The following is a 22,541-nucleotide window of genomic DNA, read 5'->3' as shown; positions in this document are numbered from 1 at the left end:
TATGAGCCAGACTGCAAACCAGAAAGCCAAGCGGATTCCGCTGGGCAAGGATGCGTCCACCAAGCGTCGTCTCTCGAAGACGCGTCGTCACTTCCGTCTCCGCAAGAAGGTCTCCGGCACGCCCGAGCGTCCCCGCTTGGTCGTCAACCGGTCCTCGCGCCACATCCACGTCCAGCTCGTGGACGACCTGGCCGGCCACACCCTGGCCTCCGCGTCGACCATCGAAGCAGACGTGCTCGTGGCAGAAGGCGACAAGAAGGCTGCGAGCGCGAAGGTCGGTCAGCTGATCGCCGAGCGCGCCAAGGCTGCCGGCGTGGAAGCAGTTGTCTTCGACCACGGCGGACACGGCTACCACGGTCGCATCGCGGCCCTGGCAGACGCGGCTCGCGAAGGCGGGTTGAAGTTCTGATGACCAACATTTTCAACGGAAGGACAGCCTGATGCCGGGACGTCAAAGGCGTGACGGCGGAAGCGGACCCGCCGGACAGAATGGCCCCAACAGCGGTGACAACAGCAACGCTCGTGGGGACAACCGTGGTGGCGGCCGTGACCGTCGCGACGGTGGCCGTGGCGGAAACGCTGCGGAGAAGTCACAGTTCATCGAGCGCGTTGTCACGATCAACCGCGTTTCCAAGGTCGTCAAGGGTGGTCGTCGCTTCAGCTTCACCGCTCTGGTGATCGTCGGAGACGGCAACGGACTGGTCGGCGTCGGCTACGGAAAGGCCAAGGAAGTTCCCGCGGCCATCCAGAAGGGTGTCGAGGAGGCTCGCAAGAGCTTCTTCCGCGTCCCGATGATCGCCAACACCATCACTCACCCCGTTCAGGGTGAGGCTGCTGCCGGCATCGTCATGCTTCGCCCGGCAAGCCCCGGTACCGGTGTTATCGCCGGTGGCGCTGTGCGCGCCGTGCTGGAGTGCGCTGGTATCGCGGACATCCTGTCGAAGTCGCTCGGTAGCGACAACGCCATCAACGTCGTGCATGCGACCGTTGCTGCGCTCAAGGGTCTGCAGCGTCCCGAGGAAGTTGCGGCTCGCCGCGGCCTCACCCTCGAAGAGGTTGCACCCGCCGGCATGCTTCGCGCTCGCGCACAGGCTGCTGGGAGTGTGAAGTAATGGCAGATCTCAAGGTCACTCAGATCAAGAGCATCATCGGGACCAAGCAGAACCAGAAGGATTCTCTGCGCACGCTGGGTCTCAAGGGCATCCGTCAGACCGTTGTTCGTGAGGACAACGCACAGAACCGCGGTCTGATCAACGTGGTGCGCCACCTCGTAACAGTTGAGGAGGTCTAACCATGACCATCAAACTGCACCACCTGCGCCCCGCTCCGGGATCCAAGTCCAACAAGATTCGTGTTGGACGCGGTGAGGGCGGCAAGCGTGGTAAGACCGCAGGTCGCGGTACCAAGGGCACCAAGGCACGTAACACCGTGCGCGTGGGCTTCGAGGGTGGACAGATGCCGCTTCACATGCGTCTGCCCAAGCTCAAGGGCTTCACGAACCCGTTCCGCGTCGAGTACCAGGTCGTCAATGTCGGCGACATCGCCCGTCTGTTCCCCGAAGGTGGAGCAATCACGGTCGAGGATCTCGTCGCCAAGGGCGCAGTCCGCAAGAACCAGCTCGTCAAGGTTCTGGGCGACGGCGAACTGACAGTTGCCGTTCAGGTGACCGTCGACAAGTTCACCGGTTCCGCCAAGGAAAAGATTGCTGCTGCCGGTGGTTCCGCCACCGAGCTGTGAGTGATCACGCGTAGCTAGTCCGATGGCCGCAGCGCAGCGTTTGCTGCGGTGCGGCCATCGGCGTCTACGAGGTCGTGTCACAGGTACGAGGTCGTGTCACAGATTGGTCGTGCATGCTCGGACGGGCCAGTATTCTGGTCACCGAGTGGCAAATGTATCTTCGGCTTACCCGGTTTTCGTGGTCTGCCCGCCTAGTTCCCAAATGCTCACTGTTAGAGTTCAAAAGTTCGACAGGTCAAAACGATCTGTCTCCCTACCGTCGTGCCAGGAGGATCTTTGCTTTCCGCCTTCGTCTCGGCCCTCAGGACCCCAGACCTGAGGCGGAAGATCCTCTTCACCCTCGGCTTGGTGGCTCTGTATCGGGTCGGCGCTCTCATCCCGTCCCCAGGTGTCGACTACGGCCGTGTGCGTCAGTGCATCGATATCGCCAACTCCGGTGACTCAGCAGGTATCTACTCGCTGATCAACCTGTTCTCCGGCGGCGCTCTGCTGCAGATGTCGATCTTTGCGATCGGCATCATGCCGTACATCACGGCGAGCATCATCGTGCAGCTCCTGACCGTGGTGATTCCGAAGTTCGAGGAACTTCGGAAAGAAGGCCAGTCCGGCCAGGCCAAGATGACGCAGTACACGCGTTACCTGTCCATTGCTCTGGCAATCCTGCAGTCGACCGGCATCGTCGCTCTTGCGGCACGCGGACAGTTGCTCCAGGGCTGTGACGACATCATCGCCGACAAGTCGATCTTCGGACTTGTCATCATCGTGCTGGTCATGACTGCCGGTGCTGCCATGGTCATGTGGTTCGGCGAGGTCATCACCGAACGTGGCGTCGGCAACGGTATGTCCCTCCTCATCTTCGCCGGTATCGCATCGCGTATCCCGAGCGAGGGCAAGGCAATCCTCGACAGCCGTGGTCCGCTGGTCTTCGCCTTCGTCTGCCTCGCAGCGCTGCTGATCATCGCCGGTGTCGTCTTCGTCGAGCAGGGTCAGCGTCGTATCCCGGTGCAGTACGCGAAGCGGATGGTCGGACGCAAGATGTACGGCGGATCCTCGACGTACCTGCCTCTGAAGGTGAACCAGGCCGGCGTCATCCCGGTGATCTTCGCGTCTTCACTGCTGTACCTCCCGAACTTGATTGCACAGCTGACTTCGGCCAGTACAGCGGTCGACCCCAGTTGGTGGCAGCGCCTCATCAACACCTACCTGGTGAATCCGGCCAACCCGGTGTACATCGCGATCTACTTCGGCCTGATCGTCTTCTTCACGTACTTCTACGTCGCCATCACCTTCAATCCCGAAGAGCGCGCCGACGAGATGAAGAAGTTCGGCGGCTTCATCCCCGGTATCCGACCCGGTCAGCCGACCGCGGACTACCTCAACTACGTGCTGAGTCGCATCACCCTTCCGGGTGCGATTTACCTCGGCACCATTGCTGTTCTGCCCAACCTGTTCCTCGACATCGGGAACGGCGGCGGCGCGCAGAACCTGCCGTTCGGTGGCACCGCGGTGCTGATCATGGTCAGCGTCGGCCTGGACACCGTGAAGCAGATCGAGAGTCAGCTAATGCAGCGTAACTATGAAGGGTTCCTCAAGTGAGACTTGTCCTCCTTGGTCCTCCCGGTGCCGGCAAGGGCACCCAGGCCGCTATCTTGTCCGAGAAGTTCGGCGTTCCCCATATCTCCACGGGTGATCTCTTCCGCGCGAACATCGGTCAGGCCACCGCTCTCGGTGTGGAAGCAAAGAAGTACATCGACGCCGGCGAACTCGTACCGAGCTCGATCACCAACGACATGGTGAAGGCTCGCGTCGCAGAACCGGACGCAGCAAACGGTTTCCTTCTCGACGGATTTCCGCGCTCGGTCGAACAGGCTCAGGCACTCGAGGGAATCTTGAAGGATCTCGACACCAAGCTCGACGGTGTCCTCTCCTTCGTCGTCGACGAGGACATCGTGGTCGAGCGTATGCTCGCCCGTGGTCGTGCAGACGACACCGAGGACGTCATTCGCAACCGACTCCGGGTCTACCGCGACGAGACGTCACCGCTGTTCGATTACTACAAGGACAGCATCGTCTCCGTCGACGCGATCGGCGAGGTCGAAGAGGTCAACGCTCGCGCACTGGCAGCGTTGGGTAAGTAATGGTCTTCGGGCGCAAACGCAAGGTTGTTCCGTTCCGCTCCGCGGGCGAACTCGACGCGATGGCTGCTGCCGGCGCGATCGTGGGTTCGGCTCTGGTGGCGGTTCGCGCTGCGGCGAAGCCCGGTGTCAGCACTTTGGAATTGAACGCGGTCGCTGAATCCGTCATTCGTGACGCCGGCGCCGTGCCCTCGTTCCTCGGGTACCACGGCTTCACCGGCTCGATCTGCTCTTCGGTCAACGATCGCGTCGTTCACGGAATCCCTTCAGCTCAGGACATCCTGGCTGAAGGCGACCTGGTTTCCATCGACTGTGGCGCGATCCTCGACGGATGGCACGGTGACTCCGCTTGGACGTTCGGTGTCGGTGAGATCAGCGTCGCCGATCAGGAGCTCAGCGAAGCCACTCGGCTTTCTATGGAAGCCGGGATCGCGGCAATGATCGCCGGCAACCGTCTGACGGATGTTTCGCACGCGATCGAGGTCGGTACTCATGCCGCCGAGAAGTTGCACGGTCGTTCCTACGGCATCGTCGACGGATACGGCGGACACGGAATCGGCCGGGAAATGCACATGGATCCGTTCCTCGCCAATGAAGGTGCCCCGGGTAAGGGTCCTGAACTGGTTGTCGGATCGTGCCTGGCGATTGAGCCGATGCTCACGCTCGGCACCACCGACACGGTGATTCTCGACGACGACTGGACCGTTGTTACGACCGACGGGTCCCGTGCGGCGCACTGGGAGCACACTGTCGCAGTGACCGAAGACGGTCCGCGGATTCTGACACTCCGGCCGGAGTAGTCGACACAGTCGCTGACAAGTGTTGGCAGCGAGCATGATTCATGTTCGAGAAGTCCCAGCCTCATTTCGAGGCTGGGACTTTTTCGATGGGGGAGCGGTGTGCGTCGTCACCCTGACCGGAGGCGCATTTGGCCTGGTCGTTTACATCGCGTAACATGGCTAGGCGGTGCGCTATGCGCGTCGATAGTTCGTGTGCCTACGCCCGGATCACTCCGGGATCGGGCTTTCGAACTGCCGACGATCTTTCCATTGCGTGCCAATGTAACGGAAGCCGATGCACGAAGCATGCCAAACCAAACGGATCGCGGAGGATATGGCTAAGAAAGACGGGGCCATCGAGGTCGAAGGACGAGTAGTCGAGCCGCTGCCCAATGCGATGTTCCGCATTGAGCTCGAGAATGGCCACAAGGTCCTCGCCCACATCAGCGGAAAGATGCGTCAGCACTACATTCGCATCCTCCCGGAAGATCGCGTTGTCGTAGAGCTCTCGCCCTACGATTTGTCGCGCGGACGCATCGTTTACCGCTACAAGTAACGAACTTCCCGGACCTGACCTGGGTCAGGGAGAAGTATGTCTGCCGCGGTTCATCGCGGCGGGCTGCGACAAAACAGGAGATCAGAAGACGTGAAGGTTCAGCCGAGCGTCAAGAAGATCTGCGAGAAGTGCAAAGTGATTCGCCGTAACGGTCGAGTCATGGTGATCTGCGAGAACCTGCGTCACAAGCAGCGTCAGGGCTAGATCTAGCTTTTCGAAGATCTGCTTGGCAACAAGCAAAGAAGACCTCCCAGTACCAGCCATTGTTGACGAGACCCCACGCGATCGTTCACCGATCGCCAAGGTCGGACAATGGTTCACCCCCGGCACGGAGGCCGGGGCCCCACTGAGTTAGTTGATGAGATCATCTGCGCCTTCGGGCGTCGGTACTCGGCAAGAGGCACAGGGGAAGGGCTGGGAGCAGACCTCCGCACACCGATAAGGAAATGCCACCATGGCACGTCTCTCTGGTGTTGATCTTCCTCGCGAAAAGCGCATGGAGATCGCACTGACATACATCTACGGCATCGGCCGTACCCGCTCCAAGGAAATCCTTGACGCCACCGGCGTCAGCCCGGATCTCCGGAGCAAGGACCTCTCGGACGAGGACCTGGCAAAGCTCCGCGAGTACATCGAGGAGTCGCTCAAGGTTGAGGGTGACCTTCGCCGCGAGGTTCAGGCCGACATCCGTCGCAAGATCGAGATCGGCTGCTACCAGGGCCTGCGCCACCGTCGTGGTCTGCCCGTGCGTGGTCAGCGCACCAAGACCAACGCCCGTACCCGTAAGGGTCCGAAGCGCACCATTGCCGGCAAGAAGAAGGCGAAGTAATGCCCCCGAAGTCACGTAGCACCGGTCCGAAGAAGACCCAGAAGACGCGTCGCAGGGATAAGAAGAACATCCCGCACGGCGCCGCTCACATCAAGAGCACCTTCAACAACACCATCGTGTCCATCACGGACCCCGCCGGAAATGTCATTTCCTGGGCGTCTTCGGGACACGTCGGCTTCAAGGGTTCGCGTAAGTCGACTCCCTTCGCCGCTCAGCTTGCTGCTGAGAGCGCTGCCCGTAAGGCGCAGGAGCACGGTGTCAAGAAGGTTGACGTCTTCGTCAAGGGACCGGGATCCGGTCGCGAGACCGCAATCCGTTCCCTCCAGGCCGCTGGCCTCGAGGTCGGCACCATTTCCGATGTAACCCCCCAGCCGCACAACGGCTGCCGTCCGCCCAAGCGGCGTCGGGTATAGCGGGAAGGATAGGTAGAAGAAAATGGCACGTTATACCGGACCCATCACCCGCAAGTCGCGTCGTCTGCGCGTCGACCTCGTTGGAGGCGACCAGGCATTCGAGCGTCGCCCGTACCCGCCCGGACAGCACGGCCGCGCGCGTATCAAGGAGAGCGAGTACCTGCTCCAGCTGCAGGAGAAGCAGAAGGCTCGCTTCACCTACGGCGTCATGGAGAAGCAGTTCCGCCTGTACTACAAGGAGGCGAACAACCGCCCCGGCAAGACCGGCGAGAACCTGCTTCGCATCCTCGAGTCGCGTCTCGACAACGTCGTGTACCGCGCAGGCCTCGCTCGCACGCGCCGTCAGGCACGTCAGCTGGTCACGCACGGTCACCTTCTCGTGAACAACAAGAAGGTCGACATCCCGAGCTACCGCGTCTCGCAGTACGACATCATCGATGTCAAGGAGAAGTCGCTCTCCACGCTTCCGTTCCAGGTTGCGCGTGAGACCGTCGGCGATCGCCCGGTTCCCGGGTGGCTGCAGGTTGTCGGCTCGCGTCTGCGGATCCTGGTTCACCAGCTTCCCGAGCGCGCGCAGATCGACATCGCTCTGCAGGAACAGCTCATCGTCGAGTACTACTCGAAGTAAGGCGCTTCGCACCCCGTGAGTGGTTGAGGAGTCTCCGGACTCCTCAACCACTCACAGGGCCGCAGGCCCTTTCCCATCGTGGGCGTCAAATAGTGGACGTCCGTACAGGAGGAAATACCAATGCTCATTTCTCAGCGACCCACGCTGACCGAAGAGGTCATCGCTGATAACCGCTCGAAGTTCGTCATCGAGCCCCTGGAGCCAGGTTTCGGGTACACGCTCGGCAATTCGCTGCGCCGCACGCTGCTCTCGTCGATCCCCGGCGCTGCTGTCACCAGCATCCGTATCGACGGCGTTCTCCACGAGTTCACCACCGTCCCGGGCGTGAAGGAAGATGTCACCGACATCATCCTGAACCTCAAGGGCCTCGTCGTGAACTCCGAAGAGGACGAGCCGGTCACCATGTACGTCCGCAAGCAGGGCCCCGGCGCTGTTACTGCGGGCGACATCGTGCCCCCGGCAGGCGTCACCGTGAACAACCCTGATCTGCACATCGCCACCCTGAACGACAAGGGAAAGCTGGAGATCGAGCTCGTAGTCGAGCGCGGTCGTGGCTATGTCCCCGCCGTTCAGAACAAGGCGTCCGGCGCAGAGATCGGCCGTATCCCGGTCGACTCGATCTACTCGCCGGTGCTCAAGGTCACCTACAAGGTGGAGGCCACTCGCGTCGAACAGCGCACCGACTTCGATCGGCTCGTTCTCGACGTGGAAACGAAGAACTCCATCACCGCACGGGACGCGCTCGCTTCGGCGGGCAAGACCCTGGTTGAGCTCTTCGGCCTGGCCCGTGAGCTGAACGTCGAAGCAGAAGGAATCGAGATCGGACCCTCGCCTGCCGAGGCCGATCACATCGCTTCCTTCGGACTCCCCATCGAGGATCTGGACCTCACGGTCCGCTCCTACAACTGCCTCAAGCGCGAAGGTGTTCACACCGTCGGTGAGCTTGTCGGCCGTACCGAGTCCGATCTGCTCGACATCCGCAACTTCGGACAGAAGTCCATCGACGAGGTCAAGGTCAAGCTGCATTCGCTCGGCCTGTCCCTCAAGGACAGCCCCGCATCCTTCGATCCCACCACCGTTGCCGGCTACGACGCCGCCACCGGAACGTGGAGTGACACTGATGCCGGTTCCTTCGGCGATGCCGAAGGTACCGAGGACTACGCCGAGACCGAACAGCTGTAGCAGCTCAGGTCCTTTACTAGGAGATCATCATGCCCAAGCCCAAGAAGGGTGCCCGCTTCGGCGGGTCGGCTTCCCACCAGAAGGCGATTTTCGCCAATCTGGCTACCGCGCTCTTCGAGCACGGTCGCATCACCACCACCGAGTCCAAGGCCAAGGCATTGCGCCCCTACGCCGAGAAGCTCGTCACGCACGCAAAGGCCGGCACGCTGGCTCACCGTCGTGAGGTGCTGAAGGTCATCCGCAACAAGGATGTCGTTCACACCCTGTTCGCCGAGATCGGCCCGTTCTACGCGGACCGTAACGGTGGATACACCCGCATCATCAAGACGATCCCCCGCAAGGGTGATAACGCTCCGATGGCAATCATCGAGCTCGTCAAGGAAAAGACCGTCACCTCCGAGGCTGACCGCGCTCGTCGCGTCAAGTCCTCGCAGGAAGCTCCCGCCGCAGAGAACGTCGTCGAGGCCGTAGAGGCCGACGCGACCGAGGCTGAGGTCGAGAACGCTGACGCAGTCGTCGAGGCCATCGAGAACGAGACCGCAACTGCGGCCGACGCTCCCGAGGCCGAAGAGGCCAAGAAGGACTAGTCTCCCTTGGTTTCGGCACACGCTGAATCGAACGAGCCCGCCGCCCCCATCGGGGACGGCGGGCTCGTTCGATTGCGGCTCGACATCTCCTACGACGGCACCGACTTCTCGGGTTGGGCCCGCCAGACCGATCTGCGCACCGTGTGCGGTGAGATCGAAGACAAGTTGGGAACGGTGCTTCGACACCCGGTTCAGTTGACCGTTGCCGGTCGAACCGACGCCGGTGTCCACGCCACCGGTCAGGTAGCGCACGTCGATGTTCCGGGAGAGTTGCTCCCGGACGATCCGTCGCGACTCGTGCGCAGACTTGCACGATTTCTGCCCAAGGACGTTCGGGTCAAACAGATATCGGTGGTTCCGGGTGACTTCGATGCGCGCTTCTCCGCGATGCGACGTTATTACGAGTACCGGGTGACCAACGCGGCGTTCGGAGTGGAACCACTACGCGCACGCGACACCGTCTCGTATCCCAAACCACTCGATCTCGGAGCGATGCAGGATGCGTCGAATCGGCTGCTGGGTCTGCACAACTTCGCGGCATTCTGCAAGCGTCGAGAAGGCGCTACGACGGTGCGGGAGCTGCAGCGTTTCGACTGGACCCAAGTGGGCACGGTGTTCACGGCCTACGTGAATGCTGACGCATTCTGCTGGTCGATGGTTCGCAGTCTCGTCGGCGCAGTCCTCTCCGTCGGTGAGGGACGGCGCACCGCCGACTGGGTGGCAGGGTTGCTCGACGAAACGTCGCGATCCAGTTCCATCCTCGTTGCTCCGGCGCACGGACTTTCGTTGGTCCGCGTGGACTACCCCGACTACTCGGAATTGGCTGCCCGCAACGCGATTACCCGTGAGACCCGCGAGATTCCGTCTTCGGGTGGATGCTGCGGCGACTGAACATCACCATGCAAAATGCCCTCCCACTCTGTGTGGGAGGGCATTCGTATCGGGGGGCTATCCCGCCAGTTGGCGCGCGATGACCAATCGCTGAATCTGGTTGGTGCCCTCGAAGATCTGCGTGATCTTGGCCTCGCGCATGTAGCGCTCGACGGGGAAGTCCTGGGTGTATCCGTACCCACCGAATACCTGAACGGCGTCGGTGGTGACCTTCATTGCCGCGTCGGTGGCCACGAGCTTGGCGACGCTCGCGTTGCGTGAATACGGAACTCCGGCGTCGCGGCGGCGGGCTGCATCGAGGTAGGTGGCTCGCGCGGAGTCGACTGCGGCAGCCATGTCCGCGAGCACGAAACCGAGTCCCTGGTGATCGATGATCCGCTTGCCGAATGCCTTGCGCTCCTTCGCGTAAGCGACCGCGTCGTCGAGCGCGCCTTGAGCGATTCCGACGGCAACGGCAGCGATTCCGAGTCGGCCGGAGTCGAGAGCGCTGAAGGCAATCGGCAGCCCCTGGCCGCGCTGACCGATCAATCGCTCCTCAGAAATGAAGGCGTCGTCGTAGTTCGCGGAGGCAGTGGGAACCGCGCGTAGCCCCATCTTCTCTTCGGGTTTTCCGAAGCTGAGGCCTTCGGTGTCCTTGTCCACCAGGAGGCAGGAGACGCCGCGTGAACCGTCGTCACTGGTGCGTGCGAAGAGGTTGTAGAAGTCCGCCTTGCCGCCGTTGGTGATCCAGGCTTTCGAACCGTTGACGCGGTAGCCACCGTCGGTGGGCGTCGCCTTGCACGACAACGCGGCGGCGTCGGATCCGGCCTGCGCTTCGGAAAGGCTGTACGCGCCGATGGTGTTGCCGCCCAGCATGTCCGGTAGCCAGCGGTTCTTCTGTTCGTCGGTGCCGAAGGTGAACAGCGGGAAGCACGACAGGCTGTGCACGCTCACCGCCACGGCAACCGCTGCCCAGCGTGAGGCGATCTCTTCGAGCACTTGGAGATACACCTCGTACGGCTGATCGCCGCCGCCGAACTCCTCGGGATACGGAAGGCTCAGCAGACCCGCCTGTCCGAGTGCGGGGAACACTCCGTCTGGATACTTCTCGGCCTTCTCGTATTCGTTGACCTTGGGCGCGAGTACCGTGTCCGCGACATCCCGCGTCAGTTCGATGAGATCGCGAGCTTCTTGGCTGGGCATCAGGCGTTCGACGGGCACGGTCGGCTCCTAGCTAGGCAATAGTACTGAGAACGATACTGCAGTACTGTTGTAGGTATGGCAAGGCTGGTTCACAAGACGACTGCGCGCAGGGCAGAGTTGTTCGATCAACTGGTCGAACTGTTCTTGAGCGAGGGTTTCGCCCACCTCACGCTCGACGAGATCTCAGCTCGTCTGCACTGCTCCAAGAGCACCTTGTACACCGTGGCGGCCGGCAAAGAGGATCTGGTGCGGGCGGTGACAGTGCACTTCTTCCGGGCGGCGACCGATGCAGTGGAGAGTGCAGTCGCCGCCGAAACGGCCCCGACTCGTCGAGTCGCGGTGTATCTCGAAGCAGTGGGTGATCGGCTGTCCGCGGCGTCCAGTCAGTTCATGGAAGACCTGGCCGAATCGGTGTCGGCGAGCCAGGTCTACGAGAAGAACACGTCGATCGCTGCTGATCGTGTGCGATCGCTCATCGTCGAGGGAGTCGATTCGGGCGCATTCCGGCAGGTACACGCATCATTTGTCGCCGATGCCGCTGCGGCGACGATGGTTCGGATCCAGCAACGCGCGGTCTACCGGGCAACTGGTCTGGACGATGCCAGCGCTTATCGGGAACTGGCAGCACTCATCACGGACGGGATCACTGCGTGATCAGTCGCTAGCATCGACGTTCATGGCACCTTTGAACGTCGAAGTCATCGTAGGTTCGGTCCGCGAGGGGCGAATGGGACGAGCAGTGGCGGACTGGTTTGTCGAGCGCGCAACCGCGAACCCGTCGTGGAACGTATCGGTGATCGACCTCAGAGAGCTGTCGTTGCCCCAGGATTTCTCGGATTCACCTGCCACGGAGGTTTTCCGCCGGCGAATCGGGCGCGCCGACGCTGTTGTCGCCGTGACCTCCGAATACAACCACGGGTATCCGGCTGCTCTCAAGACCGCATTCGATTCGGTGAAACACGAGTGGCGTGCCAAGCCGATCGGATTCGTGTCCTACGGCGGGATTTCAGGTGGTGTTCGGGCCGTCGAGCAACTGAGGCAAGTGGTGGCGGAGTTGCACATGGTCTCGGTGCGTCAAAGCGTGACCATCCACCGGGTGCGTAAGCAATTCGGACACGAGCCGTACGGCGTCGATTCGATTGCGATCGATGCAAGCGAGAAGATGATTCGTGAATTGGATTGGTGGGGAAGCGGATTGCGGATGCAACGTGCAAGTGATCCCTATCCCGGCTGATCTTGGACATACGTGATCACGCCATCTGGTGAGCGTCGCCGGCTCGTGGACGGCCGATGAACGATGTCTCGGAAGCGATGGTCACCAGAGTCAGGTCGACGCGTGTACGGCCGGTTTCGACCGTGATCTTGTCACCGAGTGCGAATGGCTGGACTATCGAGATTTCAGGGTCGATCCGAGGCCATTGGCGTGGATGTCCGTACACATAGATTGCGGTCACGCCGGCACGCGGAGATAACCCCTCGACGCCGTCGAATACGACAGTGTTGAAGGCGCCCTCAGGCCCACCGCCCTGCCCGGACACGCGGAGTCGGTCAGGCACTCCCATCGAGTCGGTGAGCGCGGTCCACGCTTGCGGTCGATCGGTGTGGACGAGTACCAGTGCGCCGGTCGCGATGGCTCGAAAGATCAACTGCTGAGCCAGATAGAGTTCGCCGGCGACAAGAACGGTGTTGACGCCCGGCCCCGAAATTCTGGCCGTGACACCGTGCCCGTTTCGGTCCGAGCCGATGAGTTGGCCGCACCCGGCAAGGGGTAGAGCGAGTGAGTCGAGTGTGCCCCCGTCCATGCGAACGCCCGGCGTGATGCCGTCCAGCGCGGCCAATGCGGTTGGCAAGTTGGTCAGCAATCCGTCGCGCTGGCGCCCACGTAGCGAGACCAAACCGGCCAGCGGTGCGTTCTCAGGTGGATTGCGCGTGGTGAAGCGACATGTCGCACTGACCTTCGCCTCTCCGCGTTGTCCGGTGGGTCGTAACCGAATTGTCACGGACGTCCCGACCGTTGCCACTGCCCACACTCGGGTCAGGGTCGCAGTGGTGATGAAACGGGGTTCGATCCCAAATCCGACGTTGGACACGCCAGGTAAGGGGGTACTTCGCCACGTTTCGGTGACCTCGTGGCCGGCCACTCCTCTTGTCACCTGGGCAGTGGACGACGCGATCTCCGGTGCGGTCAGGATGCGCGCCTTGCACCCCGCTGAATCGAGCACCCGGATGACACGATTGGCGGCAACAGCTATCGACCGGCCGGCGCCCTGTTCGCCCCCGCCCCGGCGTTCGACTGCTGCACCACCCTCCAGCGCGTCGAAACGTAGTGCAAGCCAAACACTTCTGGTGGCGGTGGCTGGTAGTGGTCCGATGAGACGTTCGTAGACTTCGGTGGCAGGCGTTCCCGACGCGGCGCGGTATCCGTGACTGACGATGTCGATGCCGGTGAGTGAGATGTCGTGCTGATAGAGACAATTGGCGAGGGCTGCCGTGGGCAGAAGGTGGGAAGCGTCGAACGAATGACGGCCGATCCTGGTCAGGTAGTCGCGTGGGGGAGCGATCTCGACGACAGCGACGAGCGAAGATCCGTCCACTCGGAGCCCGATGGACTGCTCGGAGGGAGTGTGAAAACTGACGATCGTGCTGCGGTCGACGTCTTTGCGGTGCAGATAGCGAAAGTACCTGACAATCCAGGACATTACCGACCAACCGCCCACATGAAGCAGCATTGATCCGGCAACCACACAACCGATTGCCAGCGCCCAGAACCAATCGAGCCCACTGGCCATCGCGATTCCGCCCGCACCGATTCCGAAAATCTGTGCCGGCACGAACTCGCGCGTCGAAATCCTGTGTGACGACGGCCAATGCTTCAACCGCGATCGGTCCACGGTTCCTCCCCGATACCTGACCTGCGAACTACCCGAAAATTTCCGCCCCAGCGGAACTGTACTGTGTCTTCGCAAGGGGATGTAAGGCACGGGGGGAATGATGGCTGCGACACCTACCACGCGCTGGCAGGTCAACGGGTACCGATTCTTGGTCAGGCGGATGGAACATGCGCTGGTCAGACGAGACGTGCGGATGCTTCACGATCCGATGCGATCACAGTCGCGCGCCTTCACCGTCGGAATAGTCCTCGCTGCACTGGGATTGGCGGGTTGCGCTGTACTCGCTCTGTTTCGGCCACAGGACAGAATCGGCGATGCAGAGATCGTCGTTGCAAAGGAATCGGGCGCGATGTTCGTCGCCATGGAGGGTACGTTTCGCCCTGTGCTGAACTTGGCCTCCGCACGACTGATTTTGGGTTCGCCAGGAAAACCGGCAATAGTCAAGGCATCCGAGGTCGAGGCGAAACCCCGGGGCGCGCTCGTCGGCATTCCCGGCGCACCGTCCGCGCTGCCGGAATCGGCCGACCCTACCAACGCCGCGTGGACGGTGTGCGATTCCGTCGGATCCGACGGGAGAAAATCGTTGACGACTTCGGTCCTGGTCGGCTCGTCCAATGTCGGCGAAAACACGACATATCTTACGAATGACCGTGCATTCCTGGTGAAGTCGGGTTCCGATCACTTTCTCGTGTACGACGGGAAGCGAGCGGAAATCGATGTGGACGATCCGGCGATCATGCGGGCTTTGGGCCTGGAAGGAGCACAGGCGCGACCGATCAGTATCGGATTCCTCAATTCGATTCCCGAAGTTCCGCGCATCGAGGCTCCGCGAATCCGCCAACTGGGATCGGCGCCCCGGTTTCCTCTGCAGAACAAGACTGTCGGCTCCGTCGTCCAGGTTTCGGTGGGTGCGGACCCGCAGTACTACGTGGTACTCGAGAACGGGATCCAGAAGATCGGTGCGGCGCTCGCCCAACTGATCTACTTCTCGGATTCGCAGGGCGCCACCGGGATCGCGAGCGTCACCCCTGATGCCATCAGTCGTATTCCCTCGGTGAGTGAGCTGGCCGTCGACTTGTTGCCGAGGGTGGTTCCGGAGATCGTCGATGATCACGGCGCACCTGTCGGCTGTCTGGAATGGGCTCCCTCACCTGCAGTCGAGGGCGCCGAAAGTAGTTCTGCAACGCTGAAACTTGTCGCTGGATTGCAGGTTCCGATCCCGGAGGGTGGCAAGTTGGTGTCCTTGGCGCAGGCGGACGGATCGGGTGACAATCTCGACAACGTCCATGTCGAACAGGGATTCGGCGGATTTGTTCAAGCGACCGGAATCGAGACGAACAGCACCAGGCACGACGGAGTGTTCTACGTAGCCGATACCGGTGTGAAGTACGGTGTACCGGACGAAATATCCGCTCGCGCGCTCGGATTGACGCGAACGCCTGATCGCGCGCCTTGGCAGATGCTCGACCTACTTGCATCAGGTCCCGCGCTCGAGAAGAGCAATGCACTGATAGCTCACGACGGAATCGCCCCCGATACAGCGCCGGCCGCTCCGGTGAACTGAACACTGCTGACGGTTCAGGGATCGATGTTCTGGCGTTCGGGAAGATGTCGACGAATTACTCGACGAAGAGGCATCGATGCCAACAGCGTCAGTAGGGCGAGGGTGCCGACCGTTCCGGCTCCGACGAGTGCCGTGTCGCGAGATCGGTTGTCGGGGGTCGGCGGCGTGGGTAGGGGATCGATCGACACCGACTGATGGTTGACCTTGACGCGTTCTCCTGGGGCCAATTCGCCCGTCACTGCCGCAAGTGGATCGATGACGCCGTGACCGACGTAGGGATTCCAACCCTGCGCCGGAGCGTGGGCGGTGGCTTCGATACGTTGCATGACCTGAAGCGCAGTCAGTTCCGGGTGAACCGACCGGACCAGTGCGGCGGTCGCCGCGACAAAGGGCACAGCGAAACTGGTCCCGTTGAACGACTGTACGGCGCCGTCGGAGCCGTACACCCCGATGGTCAGACCGGGCGACGTCGGGTGAAGTGAGGTGATTCCGGTGCCGGGCGCCGCCACGTCGACCCACGGACCGCCGAGGCTGAAGGAACTGGCGGCGCCATTGGGGTCTACCGAGCCGACCGTGAGGACATAGTCGTCGTACCAAGCCGGACTGGCAATCGTCGCAACCGAGTTCCATGGATCGGCTAGGGGATTGAGGGGATCCGGCGGCGGATTCTGGTTCTTGCAACCTCCGGATCCGACGTTCCCTGCAGCTGCGACGACTACGACGTTCTTCGCGATCGTGGCGTATTCGATTGCAGCGCCGAGTCGTTGGTCGCTGATCCCGTCCCCGGCAGGCTTGCAGGCGACTTCGGAGATGTTGATGACGCTTGCACCCATGTCCGCAGCGTGACGGACGGCCGATGCCATGGTGTCGACGTTTCCGTACCCGGATGAGTTCTCGGCTACAGCAGGGTCTTCGCGTTGGCCGGCCACCGAGAAGGCGGCACTGGACTGCCTGATCGAAATTATCTGTGCGTCAGGCGCAGCTCCGGAGAATCCGGAACCCTCGACTTGCTGGGCGGCGATGAGACCGGCCACGACAGTTCCGTGTGCGTCACAATCGTCGGTGCCGTCGGAGGTACCGACGTAATCACCGCCGCCGTCGAGCGATGGCAGCCGGGGATGTCTGCTGACACCGGTGTCGATGACAGCAATTCGCTGTCCCGCCCCTCTGGTGATCGGCCACACAGAATCGAATCCCAGATCTCGTTGAGAACGTGGAATGTCCGCACCGTCACCACCTGCCACGGCTGGGACGCACAGGGTTCGTTGTTCGGTGGGTTGTGGAGGTGCAGGCGGACCGTCCTCGGGCAGCATTGCAGGATCGATGGGGGAGGGAACCGCGCTCGATGCGCCACCTGCCCCGGCGAGAACGCTGAAGGCAACGATCACGAGACTGGCGCAGATGTTTGTTGCCCGTCGAATCACCATCGATCACCGATCGCTCAGAGGCCACGCATGAGCGCGAAGAGGCCACTGACCCAGCAGATCAGCGGAACGATTGCTGCAATCGCAGCGAGGTCCAACAGCTCGGCAGCGCGTCGCATCACGGGGCTGAATGTGTTCTGGGGGGCAAGGATTCCCAGAACCAGTGCCAGGAGGAGAACGGTCATCGTGATGGCGAAGACGACCAATGCATGGTCGCGATGGGTCCATGCCATGTCGCCCAAGAGAACGAGAATCACCGAGATGCCTGCCGCGATGAGTGGCACAGCCTGCTGTGCGCCCGCGTAGGTGCGCCCGCGAAACATCAGCACGACGGCCGTCGCGAATGCGAGAGCAAGATTCGGCCAGACGATCCCCTGACCAGGCCAGGACCACGCGAGTGCGACGGCAGCGACGAGCGCGACCACTGACGTGGCCACGATCAGCCCGGTCAGATAGCTACGCGCCCGCCCTGCCCTTTCCGCCAACTCGGTCAGCCCGGGTAGTTCGGGTTCGGGCAGTCCGTCGCGGTCGTCGTCGAGGGGATTACTCGGCGTCGGAACAGGGGGAAGCGGTAGTCGCGCGAACAACATCGACAGTCGAGCGGTGAACGTGAGAACGATCAATGCGGCGGCAATCACCGCGCCGCTGACGGTCGCGGTGCGCGCCTCGGGAAGCGTGGTAGTGACGGCAAAGGTGCCCACCGCCGCGAGAAGGACGACGAGAAGTGCTGTGAAGACAGCTAATCCGGCGCCGCACAAGCGGAAGCAGATCAGAGTTACCGCAGCGGCAAATGCCGAACCGAGAAGCAGATGAGCCGAAAGAACAGTGCCGGGCACGCAGAGTGCGCCGGAGACGAACGCCAGTGGCACCGAAGCGCATCCGAGCGTGACGGAACTTGCAGAGTCTCCGTACACCCGCGCCGCCACGACGGCGGCGACGGTGAGCACCAAAGACGTCACTCCGCCGCAGACGGCGCCGATCAGTCCCGTGTCGCCGAGGACCAGGGCGAGGGCCGCGACGAGCGCAGCGACGAGGGCGGCGGTCGAGCCGACAATGCGCGCGGTGACCGGAGTCCAGCGTCGGTAGACGTCCGCATCCGTGGCCGCGACGGTGTACATGATGTCGTCGAAGAGTGGAGGCGGGGCAGCGGTGTCCGAGGCCTCGAGTACGAGCAATTCTCCATCGCGGATTCCGTGCTCGTGCAGCGACAGCGTCGGTGCCAGCGGTGCCCTGCCGACTTTCGACAGAGTCCAGTCGACGGGCTCGAATTGTTCGGTGGTGTGGTCGAACTCGTTGAAATTGCTGTGGTTGACAATTGTGTCCACAATGCCCGGAATGACCGCGGTGAGTGGAACACGAAGCGGCACCGCAAGATCCACCTGCGAATGGGCTGAAAGTACCGTCAACCTGCACAGTTCGGCAGAATGACTCGCGCCTCGTCCGTTTCCGGTGTTCGCAGCGCTGGTTGTAGTGGTGCTGGTCAAGATCTGTCCCCTCCCATGACGCGATTCCCCCTTCGCGTCACCCCAGTTCACCCGAACAATACGACATGAACTGCGCGCCTGTATCGGAGACAGCGCCGACAACAGGTGGCACCGACCCGAGTGTCGGTGTTGTGATCTACTCTCTTGCAATTGCGCGAGTACGCCTTGGGGGGCCGGCGGTAGTCGGACGAGGCGCCTGGCGGCAACAGCTGCAGCACCGATGGGGGTGGGTGAATTGAGCACTGTCAGATTTGCGCGTCGAGCACGACGTGAATCGCCGCGCACACCGGGCGGCGAGGTGACGCTTCAGGCCCCACCGGAGATACCTCGCGTCACGCCGGGAAACCTACTGACCAAACTACTTCCGGTGATCATGGTGGTTGCCATGATCGGCATGGTGGCGCTGATGTTCTCTTCCGGCATGGCGCGCAATCCGATGTCCCTGCTGTTTCCGGTCATGATGATGGTGTCGATGCTCGGAATGCTCGCCGGGGGCGGTCGTAGCGGTGGAGCAAGAGCGTCCGAAGCGAACGAGGACCGCAAGGACTACCTCCGGTACCTGGATCAGATGCGTAGTGATGTTGCTGCGACGTCTGGTGCGCAGCGTGCTGCTCTCGAGTGGAGCAATCCCGAGCCGTCGCTGCTCTGGACACTGGCCGGGACTGTGCGGATGTGGGAGCGTCAGATCACCGACTCGGACTACTGCCACGTTCGGGTAGGTCTGGGTACACAGCGATTGGCCACCAGACTCGTGTCTCCGGAGACCGGGCCGGTCGAGGATCTCGAACCCGTCGCTGCTGTCTCACTTCGGCGATTCGTCCGTGCACATTCGGTTGTGCAGGACCTGCCGACCGCCGTCTCGCTTCGCGGATTTGCTGCGATGTCCATCGAGGGGCAGAGAGATTCCGCTCGTGCGCTTGTCCGCTCGATGTTGATGCAGCTGTGCACATTCCACGGTCCGGACACGCTCCAAGTTGCGGTGGTGTGCGGTCCCGATACCGAATCCGAGTGGGAGTGGGTCAAGTGGCTCCCACACGTGCAACACCCGCAGTCTCAGGACGGCACCGGCACTGCACGCATGGTGTTCGGTTCGTATCTCGAATTCGAAAGTTCCCTCGGGGAACCGCTTTCGATGCGTGCTCGATTCGCTCGCAACACTCCAGCCAGTGCGGGCGTTCCGCATCTCGTGCTGGTCGTGGACGGTGGATTACTCGAAGGTGACACCGGCCTGTTGTCCGAATCCGGGCTCGACTCGGTGACCGTCCTCGACCTCTGCGGGTTCTGCCCGCGGTTGGTGGCGACGCGTGGGTTGCGACTGGTCGTCGGTAGCGATCAGATCGGCGCGGTGAGCAGCGCAGGAGTTGAGAACTTTGCGAGGCCCGACGCTGCGACGACGAGCCTGGCGCAGGCGTTCGGGCGTCGCATCGCACCGTTCCGTGCGGCATCGCAGAATGCCGTCGACGCAGCTGACGACGACCGATCCCTTCGGACGTGGAGCCAGATGTTGGGGATAGGAAACGTTGCGAGGTTCAATCCTGAGCATGGCTGGCTTCCACGTCAGGGGCGCGACCGACTCCGCGTGCCGATCGGTGTCGGACAAGACGGAAACCCCGTCGAACTGGATCTGAAGGAGTCGGCCGAGAACGGTATGGGTCCGCACGGGCTGTGTATCGGAGCCACCGGTTCTGGCAAGTCGGAGTTCCTGCGAACCTTGGTGCTCGGCCTGATCGCGACCCACTCTCCCGACGCACTGAACCTCGTCCTGATCGACTTCAAAGGCGGTGCAACCTTTCTCGGCCTCGAGGAGGCGCCGCACGTTGCTGCGATCATCACCAACCTTGCCGAGGAATTGGCGATGGTCGATCGTATGAAGGACGCGCTCGCCGGCGAAATGAATCGTCGACAAGAACTGTTGCGTGCGGCAGGAAACTTCGCAAACGTGTCCGATTACGAGAAGGCGAGGCTGGCCGGCGCTGCACTAGATCCCTTGCCGGCACTCTTCGTGGTTGTCGACGAGTTTTCCGAACTGCTCAGTCAGCAGCCGGAATTTGCCGAATTGTTCGTGGCCATCGGGCGATTGGGCAGGTCACTTCACATTCACCTGCTGCTGGCCAGTCAGCGACTCGACGAAGGAAAGCTTCGGGGTCTCGACAGCCATCTTTCGTATCGCGTCGGGTTGAAAACGTTCTCGGCGAACGAGTCTCGTTCCGTCCTCGGCGTTCCCGATGCTTATCACCTTCCGGGCACACCCGGTGCGGGATACCTGAAGTCCGATTCTGCTGAGATCGTTCGCTTCCAAGGTGCGTACGTGTCAGGCCCGTACGAGGGCGAGCGGATCGTGCCCACTCGATTCTCGGTCGATTCCCCCGTCGAACTGGCGCCGCTGCCGTTTACCGCGAAGCCCGTGATCGGACCAGAGGCCGTTGTCGTTCCCGTCGAGCCCGACGTCGTCGACATGGGTGAAATCGGTGACGATGCACGTACTCTCATGGGAGTCCTCGTAGACCGCATGCGCGGTCACGGTCCACGTGCGCATGAAGTGTGGCTCCCGCCGCTCGAGTCATCTCCGACGCTTGACCAGTTGTTGCCGCGGTGGGCGACCGGTGATCAACCTCGCGGAAATCTGAGCGCACCCTTCGGCATAGTCGACAGGCCGTTCGATCAGCGCCGCGATCTACTCGTCGCCGATCTCAACGGATCGACTGGCAACCTCGCGATTGTCGGCGGCCCGCAGTCGGGAAAGTCGACGGCGTTGCGCACGTTGATCTTGTCTCTGAGCATGACGCACACGCCGGAACAGATTCAGTTCTACTGCCTCGACTTCGGCGGTGGAACGCTCCTCGGATTGAAAGATCTGCCGCACGTCGGATCGGTGGCAAACCGCTTGGATTCCGACCGCGTCCGGCGCACAGTTGCCGAGGTACTCGGTGTGGTCGCTAAACGGGAGCGACTGTTTCGTGACCTCGGCATCGAATCGATGGCCGATTTCCGTAGATTGCGAACAGCTGATCCCACCGGGGAAGGTGAGGCTGCGGGACTCCGAGAGGACCCGCACGGTGACGTCTTCCTCGTCGTCGACGGTTGGCCAAGCGTTCGTTCGGATTTCGAATCACTCGAGCCCCAGATCAACATGCTCGCCGGTCAAGGTTTGTCCTTCGGCGTACACGTGATCGTCACGACGTCGAGGTGGGCCGAGATCCGGCCGGCACTCAAGGATCAACTGGGTACTCGCATCGAACTTCGTTTGGGTGATCCGGGAGATTCGGATGCGGGTCGCCGGAAAGCCGGCCTGGTGCCGGAAGGTCGACCGGGTCGTGGCATCACTCGCGACGGACTCCACCTTCTCACCGGACTACCTCGAATCGACGGCCTACCGGGTAGTGAGAACTCGAGTACGGCTGTGGTGGCGACGGTCGAACGTATTGCAGCCATGTCGAATTCGCGTCCGGCACCCACCGTGCGGATGCTCCCGGATTCCTACTCGCGGGCAGAACTTCTCGAAGCTGTCGGGACCCGGTGGCCCTCACCGATTGCGGCCGACGGTCGGTGCCTCACCGTGCCGATCGGGCTCGGTGAGACCGACCTCGCCCCGGTGTACATGGACTTCCGGGAACACCCGCACCTGTTGATATTCGGCGACACCGCGTGTGGGAAGACATCTCTCGTGCGTGGAATAGCCGAAGGGATCATCGCGTCGAACACACCGGCCCAGGCCAAGCTGATCATCGGTGACTATCGGCATTCCCTGCTGGGCGTGGTCGAAGGGAATCACCTCGGCGGGTACTCGGCGTCGTCGACGACCTTCGGTGAGTTGATGGTCGACTTGGCTCGGATCGTCGCTGCCAGAATGCCGAACGCCGAAACAACGCAGCAGCAATTGCGGGAACGGTCGTGGTGGAGTGGGCCGGAGATTTACGTACTGATCGACGACTACGACCTTGTGGCCACACCGAGTGGAAATCCGGTGGCGCCGTTGCTCGAATACATTCCGCACTCCAAGGACATCGGTTTGCACCTGGTTATTGCCCGCCGTTCGGGTGGTGCGGCCAGAGCACTGTACGAGCCGGTCATTGCGAGAATTCGCGACATGGCGCCGGCCGGATTGATCATGAGCGGAAGCCGTGACGAGGGAAATCTCGTTGGCACTGTCCGCGCGTCGGCGATGCCGGAAGGCCGTGGGGTCTACGTTTCCCGCTCGCAAACCCAACTTGTCCAAGTTCCGTGGATACCACCGCTGTGACCGCTCCGTCCGCAGTGTC

At 62.0% G+C, this 22,541-nt stretch carries 23 protein-coding genes; 19 read left to right on the top strand and 4 right to left on the bottom strand.

Going from position 1 to position 22,541, the window contains the following annotated elements; translation table 11 throughout:
* The first annotated feature begins 1 nt into the window (after position 1).
* The 15 genes from rplR to truA all read left to right on the top strand — a co-directional run bounded on the left by rplR (position 2) and on the right by truA (position 9,737).
* Positions 2 to 409, top strand: coding sequence for a 50S ribosomal protein L18 (gene rplR, locus P3G66_RS08810; RefSeq protein WP_276116397.1), 408 nt, complete (start codon positions 2 to 4; stop codon positions 407 to 409).
* Between the two features lie 31 nt (positions 410 to 440).
* On the top strand, positions 441 to 1,112 hold the full coding sequence (rpsE, locus tag P3G66_RS08805; RefSeq protein WP_003940718.1) for a 30S ribosomal protein S5: 672 nt from the start codon (positions 441 to 443) through the stop codon (positions 1,110 to 1,112).
* Complete coding sequence (rpmD, locus tag P3G66_RS08800; protein ID WP_003940751.1) at positions 1,112 to 1,291, top strand: 50S ribosomal protein L30; 180 nt, start codon at positions 1,112 to 1,114, stop codon at positions 1,289 to 1,291. Before rpsE ends, rpmD begins: the two co-directional genes overlap by 1 nt.
* A gap of 2 nt (positions 1,292 to 1,293) precedes the next feature.
* Positions 1,294 to 1,737, top strand: coding sequence for a 50S ribosomal protein L15 (rplO, locus tag P3G66_RS08795; RefSeq protein ID WP_003940829.1), 444 nt, complete (start codon positions 1,294 to 1,296; stop codon positions 1,735 to 1,737).
* A 276-nt stretch (positions 1,738 to 2,013) separates the two neighbouring features.
* On the top strand, positions 2,014 to 3,333 hold the full coding sequence (gene secY, locus P3G66_RS08790; protein ID WP_003940773.1) for a preprotein translocase subunit SecY: 1,320 nt from the start codon (positions 2,014 to 2,016) through the stop codon (positions 3,331 to 3,333).
* Positions 3,330 to 3,875, top strand: coding sequence for an adenylate kinase (locus P3G66_RS08785; protein WP_003940868.1), 546 nt, complete (start codon positions 3,330 to 3,332; stop codon positions 3,873 to 3,875). The genes secY and P3G66_RS08785 overlap by 4 nt, the downstream gene beginning before the upstream one ends.
* Entirely contained in the window at positions 3,875 to 4,672 is a 798-nt protein-coding gene (gene map / locus P3G66_RS08780) for a type I methionyl aminopeptidase (RefSeq protein ID WP_003940806.1), read from the top strand. The genes P3G66_RS08785 and map overlap by 1 nt, the downstream gene beginning before the upstream one ends.
* 313 nt (positions 4,673 to 4,985) lie before the next feature.
* Positions 4,986 to 5,207, top strand: a complete 222-nt coding sequence (gene infA, locus P3G66_RS08775) for a translation initiation factor IF-1 (RefSeq protein ID WP_003418601.1) — start codon at positions 4,986 to 4,988, stop codon at positions 5,205 to 5,207.
* A 90-nt stretch (positions 5,208 to 5,297) separates the two neighbouring features.
* Entirely contained in the window at positions 5,298 to 5,411 is a 114-nt protein-coding gene (gene rpmJ, locus P3G66_RS08770) for a 50S ribosomal protein L36 (protein ID WP_003938068.1), read from the top strand.
* Between the two features lie 250 nt (positions 5,412 to 5,661).
* The gene (rpsM, locus tag P3G66_RS08765) at positions 5,662 to 6,036 is read left to right on the top strand and encodes a 30S ribosomal protein S13 (RefSeq protein ID WP_003940834.1); all 375 of its coding nucleotides are present in this window, start codon (positions 5,662 to 5,664) and stop codon (positions 6,034 to 6,036) included.
* Positions 6,036 to 6,449 (top strand): 30S ribosomal protein S11, encoded by a 414-nt coding sequence (rpsK, locus tag P3G66_RS08760; protein ID WP_003940683.1) that lies wholly within the window; start codon positions 6,036 to 6,038, stop codon positions 6,447 to 6,449. The genes rpsM and rpsK overlap by 1 nt, the downstream gene beginning before the upstream one ends.
* Positions 6,450 to 6,471: 22 nt before the next feature.
* The gene (rpsD, locus tag P3G66_RS08755) at positions 6,472 to 7,077 is read left to right on the top strand and encodes a 30S ribosomal protein S4 (RefSeq protein ID WP_003940769.1); all 606 of its coding nucleotides are present in this window, start codon (positions 6,472 to 6,474) and stop codon (positions 7,075 to 7,077) included.
* Between the two features lie 120 nt (positions 7,078 to 7,197).
* Positions 7,198 to 8,259, top strand: a complete 1,062-nt coding sequence (locus tag P3G66_RS08750; protein ID WP_003941016.1) for a DNA-directed RNA polymerase subunit alpha — start codon at positions 7,198 to 7,200, stop codon at positions 8,257 to 8,259.
* A gap of 29 nt (positions 8,260 to 8,288) precedes the next feature.
* Positions 8,289 to 8,846, top strand: a complete 558-nt coding sequence (rplQ, locus tag P3G66_RS08745) for a 50S ribosomal protein L17 (protein WP_003940748.1) — start codon at positions 8,289 to 8,291, stop codon at positions 8,844 to 8,846.
* A 6-nt stretch (positions 8,847 to 8,852) separates the two neighbouring features.
* The gene (gene truA / locus P3G66_RS08740; protein ID WP_042922421.1) at positions 8,853 to 9,737 is read left to right on the top strand and encodes a tRNA pseudouridine(38-40) synthase TruA; all 885 of its coding nucleotides are present in this window, start codon (positions 8,853 to 8,855) and stop codon (positions 9,735 to 9,737) included.
* 57 nt (positions 9,738 to 9,794) lie between these two features.
* On the opposite strand, the gene P3G66_RS08735 is transcribed toward truA, so the two are convergent.
* On the bottom strand, positions 9,795 to 10,937 hold the full coding sequence (locus tag P3G66_RS08735) for an acyl-CoA dehydrogenase family protein (protein WP_276116396.1): 1,143 nt from the start codon (positions 10,935 to 10,937) through the stop codon (positions 9,795 to 9,797).
* A 57-nt stretch (positions 10,938 to 10,994) separates the two neighbouring features.
* Between P3G66_RS08735 and P3G66_RS08730 the strand changes: the two genes are divergently transcribed.
* Complete coding sequence (locus P3G66_RS08730; RefSeq protein ID WP_003940885.1) at positions 10,995 to 11,573, top strand: TetR/AcrR family transcriptional regulator; 579 nt, start codon at positions 10,995 to 10,997, stop codon at positions 11,571 to 11,573.
* Between the two features lie 22 nt (positions 11,574 to 11,595).
* Entirely contained in the window at positions 11,596 to 12,153 is a 558-nt protein-coding gene (locus P3G66_RS08725) for an NAD(P)H-dependent oxidoreductase (protein ID WP_003940967.1), read from the top strand.
* Positions 12,154 to 12,169: 16 nt separating this feature from the next.
* Here P3G66_RS08725 and eccE read toward each other — a convergent pair whose 3' ends face one another.
* On the bottom strand, positions 12,170 to 13,810 hold the full coding sequence (gene eccE, locus P3G66_RS08720; RefSeq protein ID WP_276116395.1) for a type VII secretion protein EccE: 1,641 nt from the start codon (positions 13,808 to 13,810) through the stop codon (positions 12,170 to 12,172).
* Positions 13,811 to 13,907: 97 nt separating this feature from the next.
* Here eccE and eccB point away from each other — a divergent pair, with 97 nt between their 5' ends.
* Positions 13,908 to 15,374 (top strand): type VII secretion protein EccB, encoded by a 1,467-nt coding sequence (gene eccB, locus P3G66_RS08715; RefSeq protein WP_276116394.1) that lies wholly within the window; start codon positions 13,908 to 13,910, stop codon positions 15,372 to 15,374.
* Between the two features lie 14 nt (positions 15,375 to 15,388).
* On the opposite strand, the gene mycP is transcribed toward eccB, so the two are convergent.
* Both mycP and eccD read right to left on the bottom strand, forming a co-directional pair.
* A complete protein-coding gene (gene mycP, locus P3G66_RS08710; protein WP_276116393.1) occupies positions 15,389 to 16,801 on the bottom strand; it encodes a type VII secretion-associated serine protease mycosin in 1,413 nt (470 codons plus the stop codon).
* Between the two features lie 14 nt (positions 16,802 to 16,815).
* On the bottom strand, positions 16,816 to 18,282 hold the full coding sequence (eccD, locus tag P3G66_RS08705) for a type VII secretion integral membrane protein EccD (protein WP_042449844.1): 1,467 nt from the start codon (positions 18,280 to 18,282) through the stop codon (positions 16,816 to 16,818).
* A gap of 235 nt (positions 18,283 to 18,517) precedes the next feature.
* Between eccD and eccCa the strand changes: the two genes are divergently transcribed.
* On the top strand, positions 18,518 to 22,522 hold the full coding sequence (gene eccCa, locus P3G66_RS08700; protein WP_218680613.1) for a type VII secretion protein EccCa: 4,005 nt from the start codon (positions 18,518 to 18,520) through the stop codon (positions 22,520 to 22,522).
* Positions 22,523 to 22,541 lie beyond the last annotated feature (19 nt).

The organism is Rhodococcus sp. C3V (assembly GCF_029269915.1).
Taxonomy (GTDB): Bacteria; Actinomycetota; Actinomycetes; order Mycobacteriales; family Mycobacteriaceae; genus Rhodococcus_F; species Rhodococcus_F qingshengii.
The sequence above is the reverse complement of the archived record's forward strand: the minus strand, read 5'-3'. Positions and strand labels throughout refer to the sequence as shown.

Bases quoted from the DNA above. Each gene is read 5' to 3' on its own strand.
- rplO (WP_003940829.1), top strand. From the start codon at position 1,294: ATGACCATCAAACTGCACCACCTGCGCCCCGCTCCGGGATCCAAGTCC.
- rpsK (WP_003940683.1), top strand. From the start codon at position 6,036: ATGCCCCCGAAGTCACGTAGCACCGGTCCGAAGAAGACCCAGAAGACG.
- eccB (WP_276116394.1), top strand. From the start codon at position 13,908: ATGATGGCTGCGACACCTACCACGCGCTGGCAGGTCAACGGGTACCGA.
- mycP (WP_276116393.1), bottom strand. From the start codon at position 16,801: ATGGTGATTCGACGGGCAACAAACATCTGCGCCAGTCTCGTGATCGTT.
- rpsD (WP_003940769.1), top strand. From the start codon at position 6,472: ATGGCACGTTATACCGGACCCATCACCCGCAAGTCGCGTCGTCTGCGC.
- rplQ (WP_003940748.1), top strand. From the start codon at position 8,289: ATGCCCAAGCCCAAGAAGGGTGCCCGCTTCGGCGGGTCGGCTTCCCAC.
- map (WP_003940806.1), top strand. From the start codon at position 3,875: ATGGTCTTCGGGCGCAAACGCAAGGTTGTTCCGTTCCGCTCCGCGGGC.
- rpsE (WP_003940718.1), top strand. From the start codon at position 441: ATGCCGGGACGTCAAAGGCGTGACGGCGGAAGCGGACCCGCCGGACAG.
- rpmD (WP_003940751.1), top strand. From the start codon at position 1,112: ATGGCAGATCTCAAGGTCACTCAGATCAAGAGCATCATCGGGACCAAG.
- P3G66_RS08750 (WP_003941016.1), top strand. From the start codon at position 7,198: ATGCTCATTTCTCAGCGACCCACGCTGACCGAAGAGGTCATCGCTGAT.
- rplR (WP_276116397.1), top strand. From the start codon at position 2: ATGAGCCAGACTGCAAACCAGAAAGCCAAGCGGATTCCGCTGGGCAAG.
- infA (WP_003418601.1), top strand. From the start codon at position 4,986: ATGGCTAAGAAAGACGGGGCCATCGAGGTCGAAGGACGAGTAGTCGAG.
- P3G66_RS08725 (WP_003940967.1), top strand. From the start codon at position 11,596: ATGGCACCTTTGAACGTCGAAGTCATCGTAGGTTCGGTCCGCGAGGGG.
- P3G66_RS08730 (WP_003940885.1), top strand. From the start codon at position 10,995: ATGGCAAGGCTGGTTCACAAGACGACTGCGCGCAGGGCAGAGTTGTTC.
- rpsM (WP_003940834.1), top strand. From the start codon at position 5,662: ATGGCACGTCTCTCTGGTGTTGATCTTCCTCGCGAAAAGCGCATGGAG.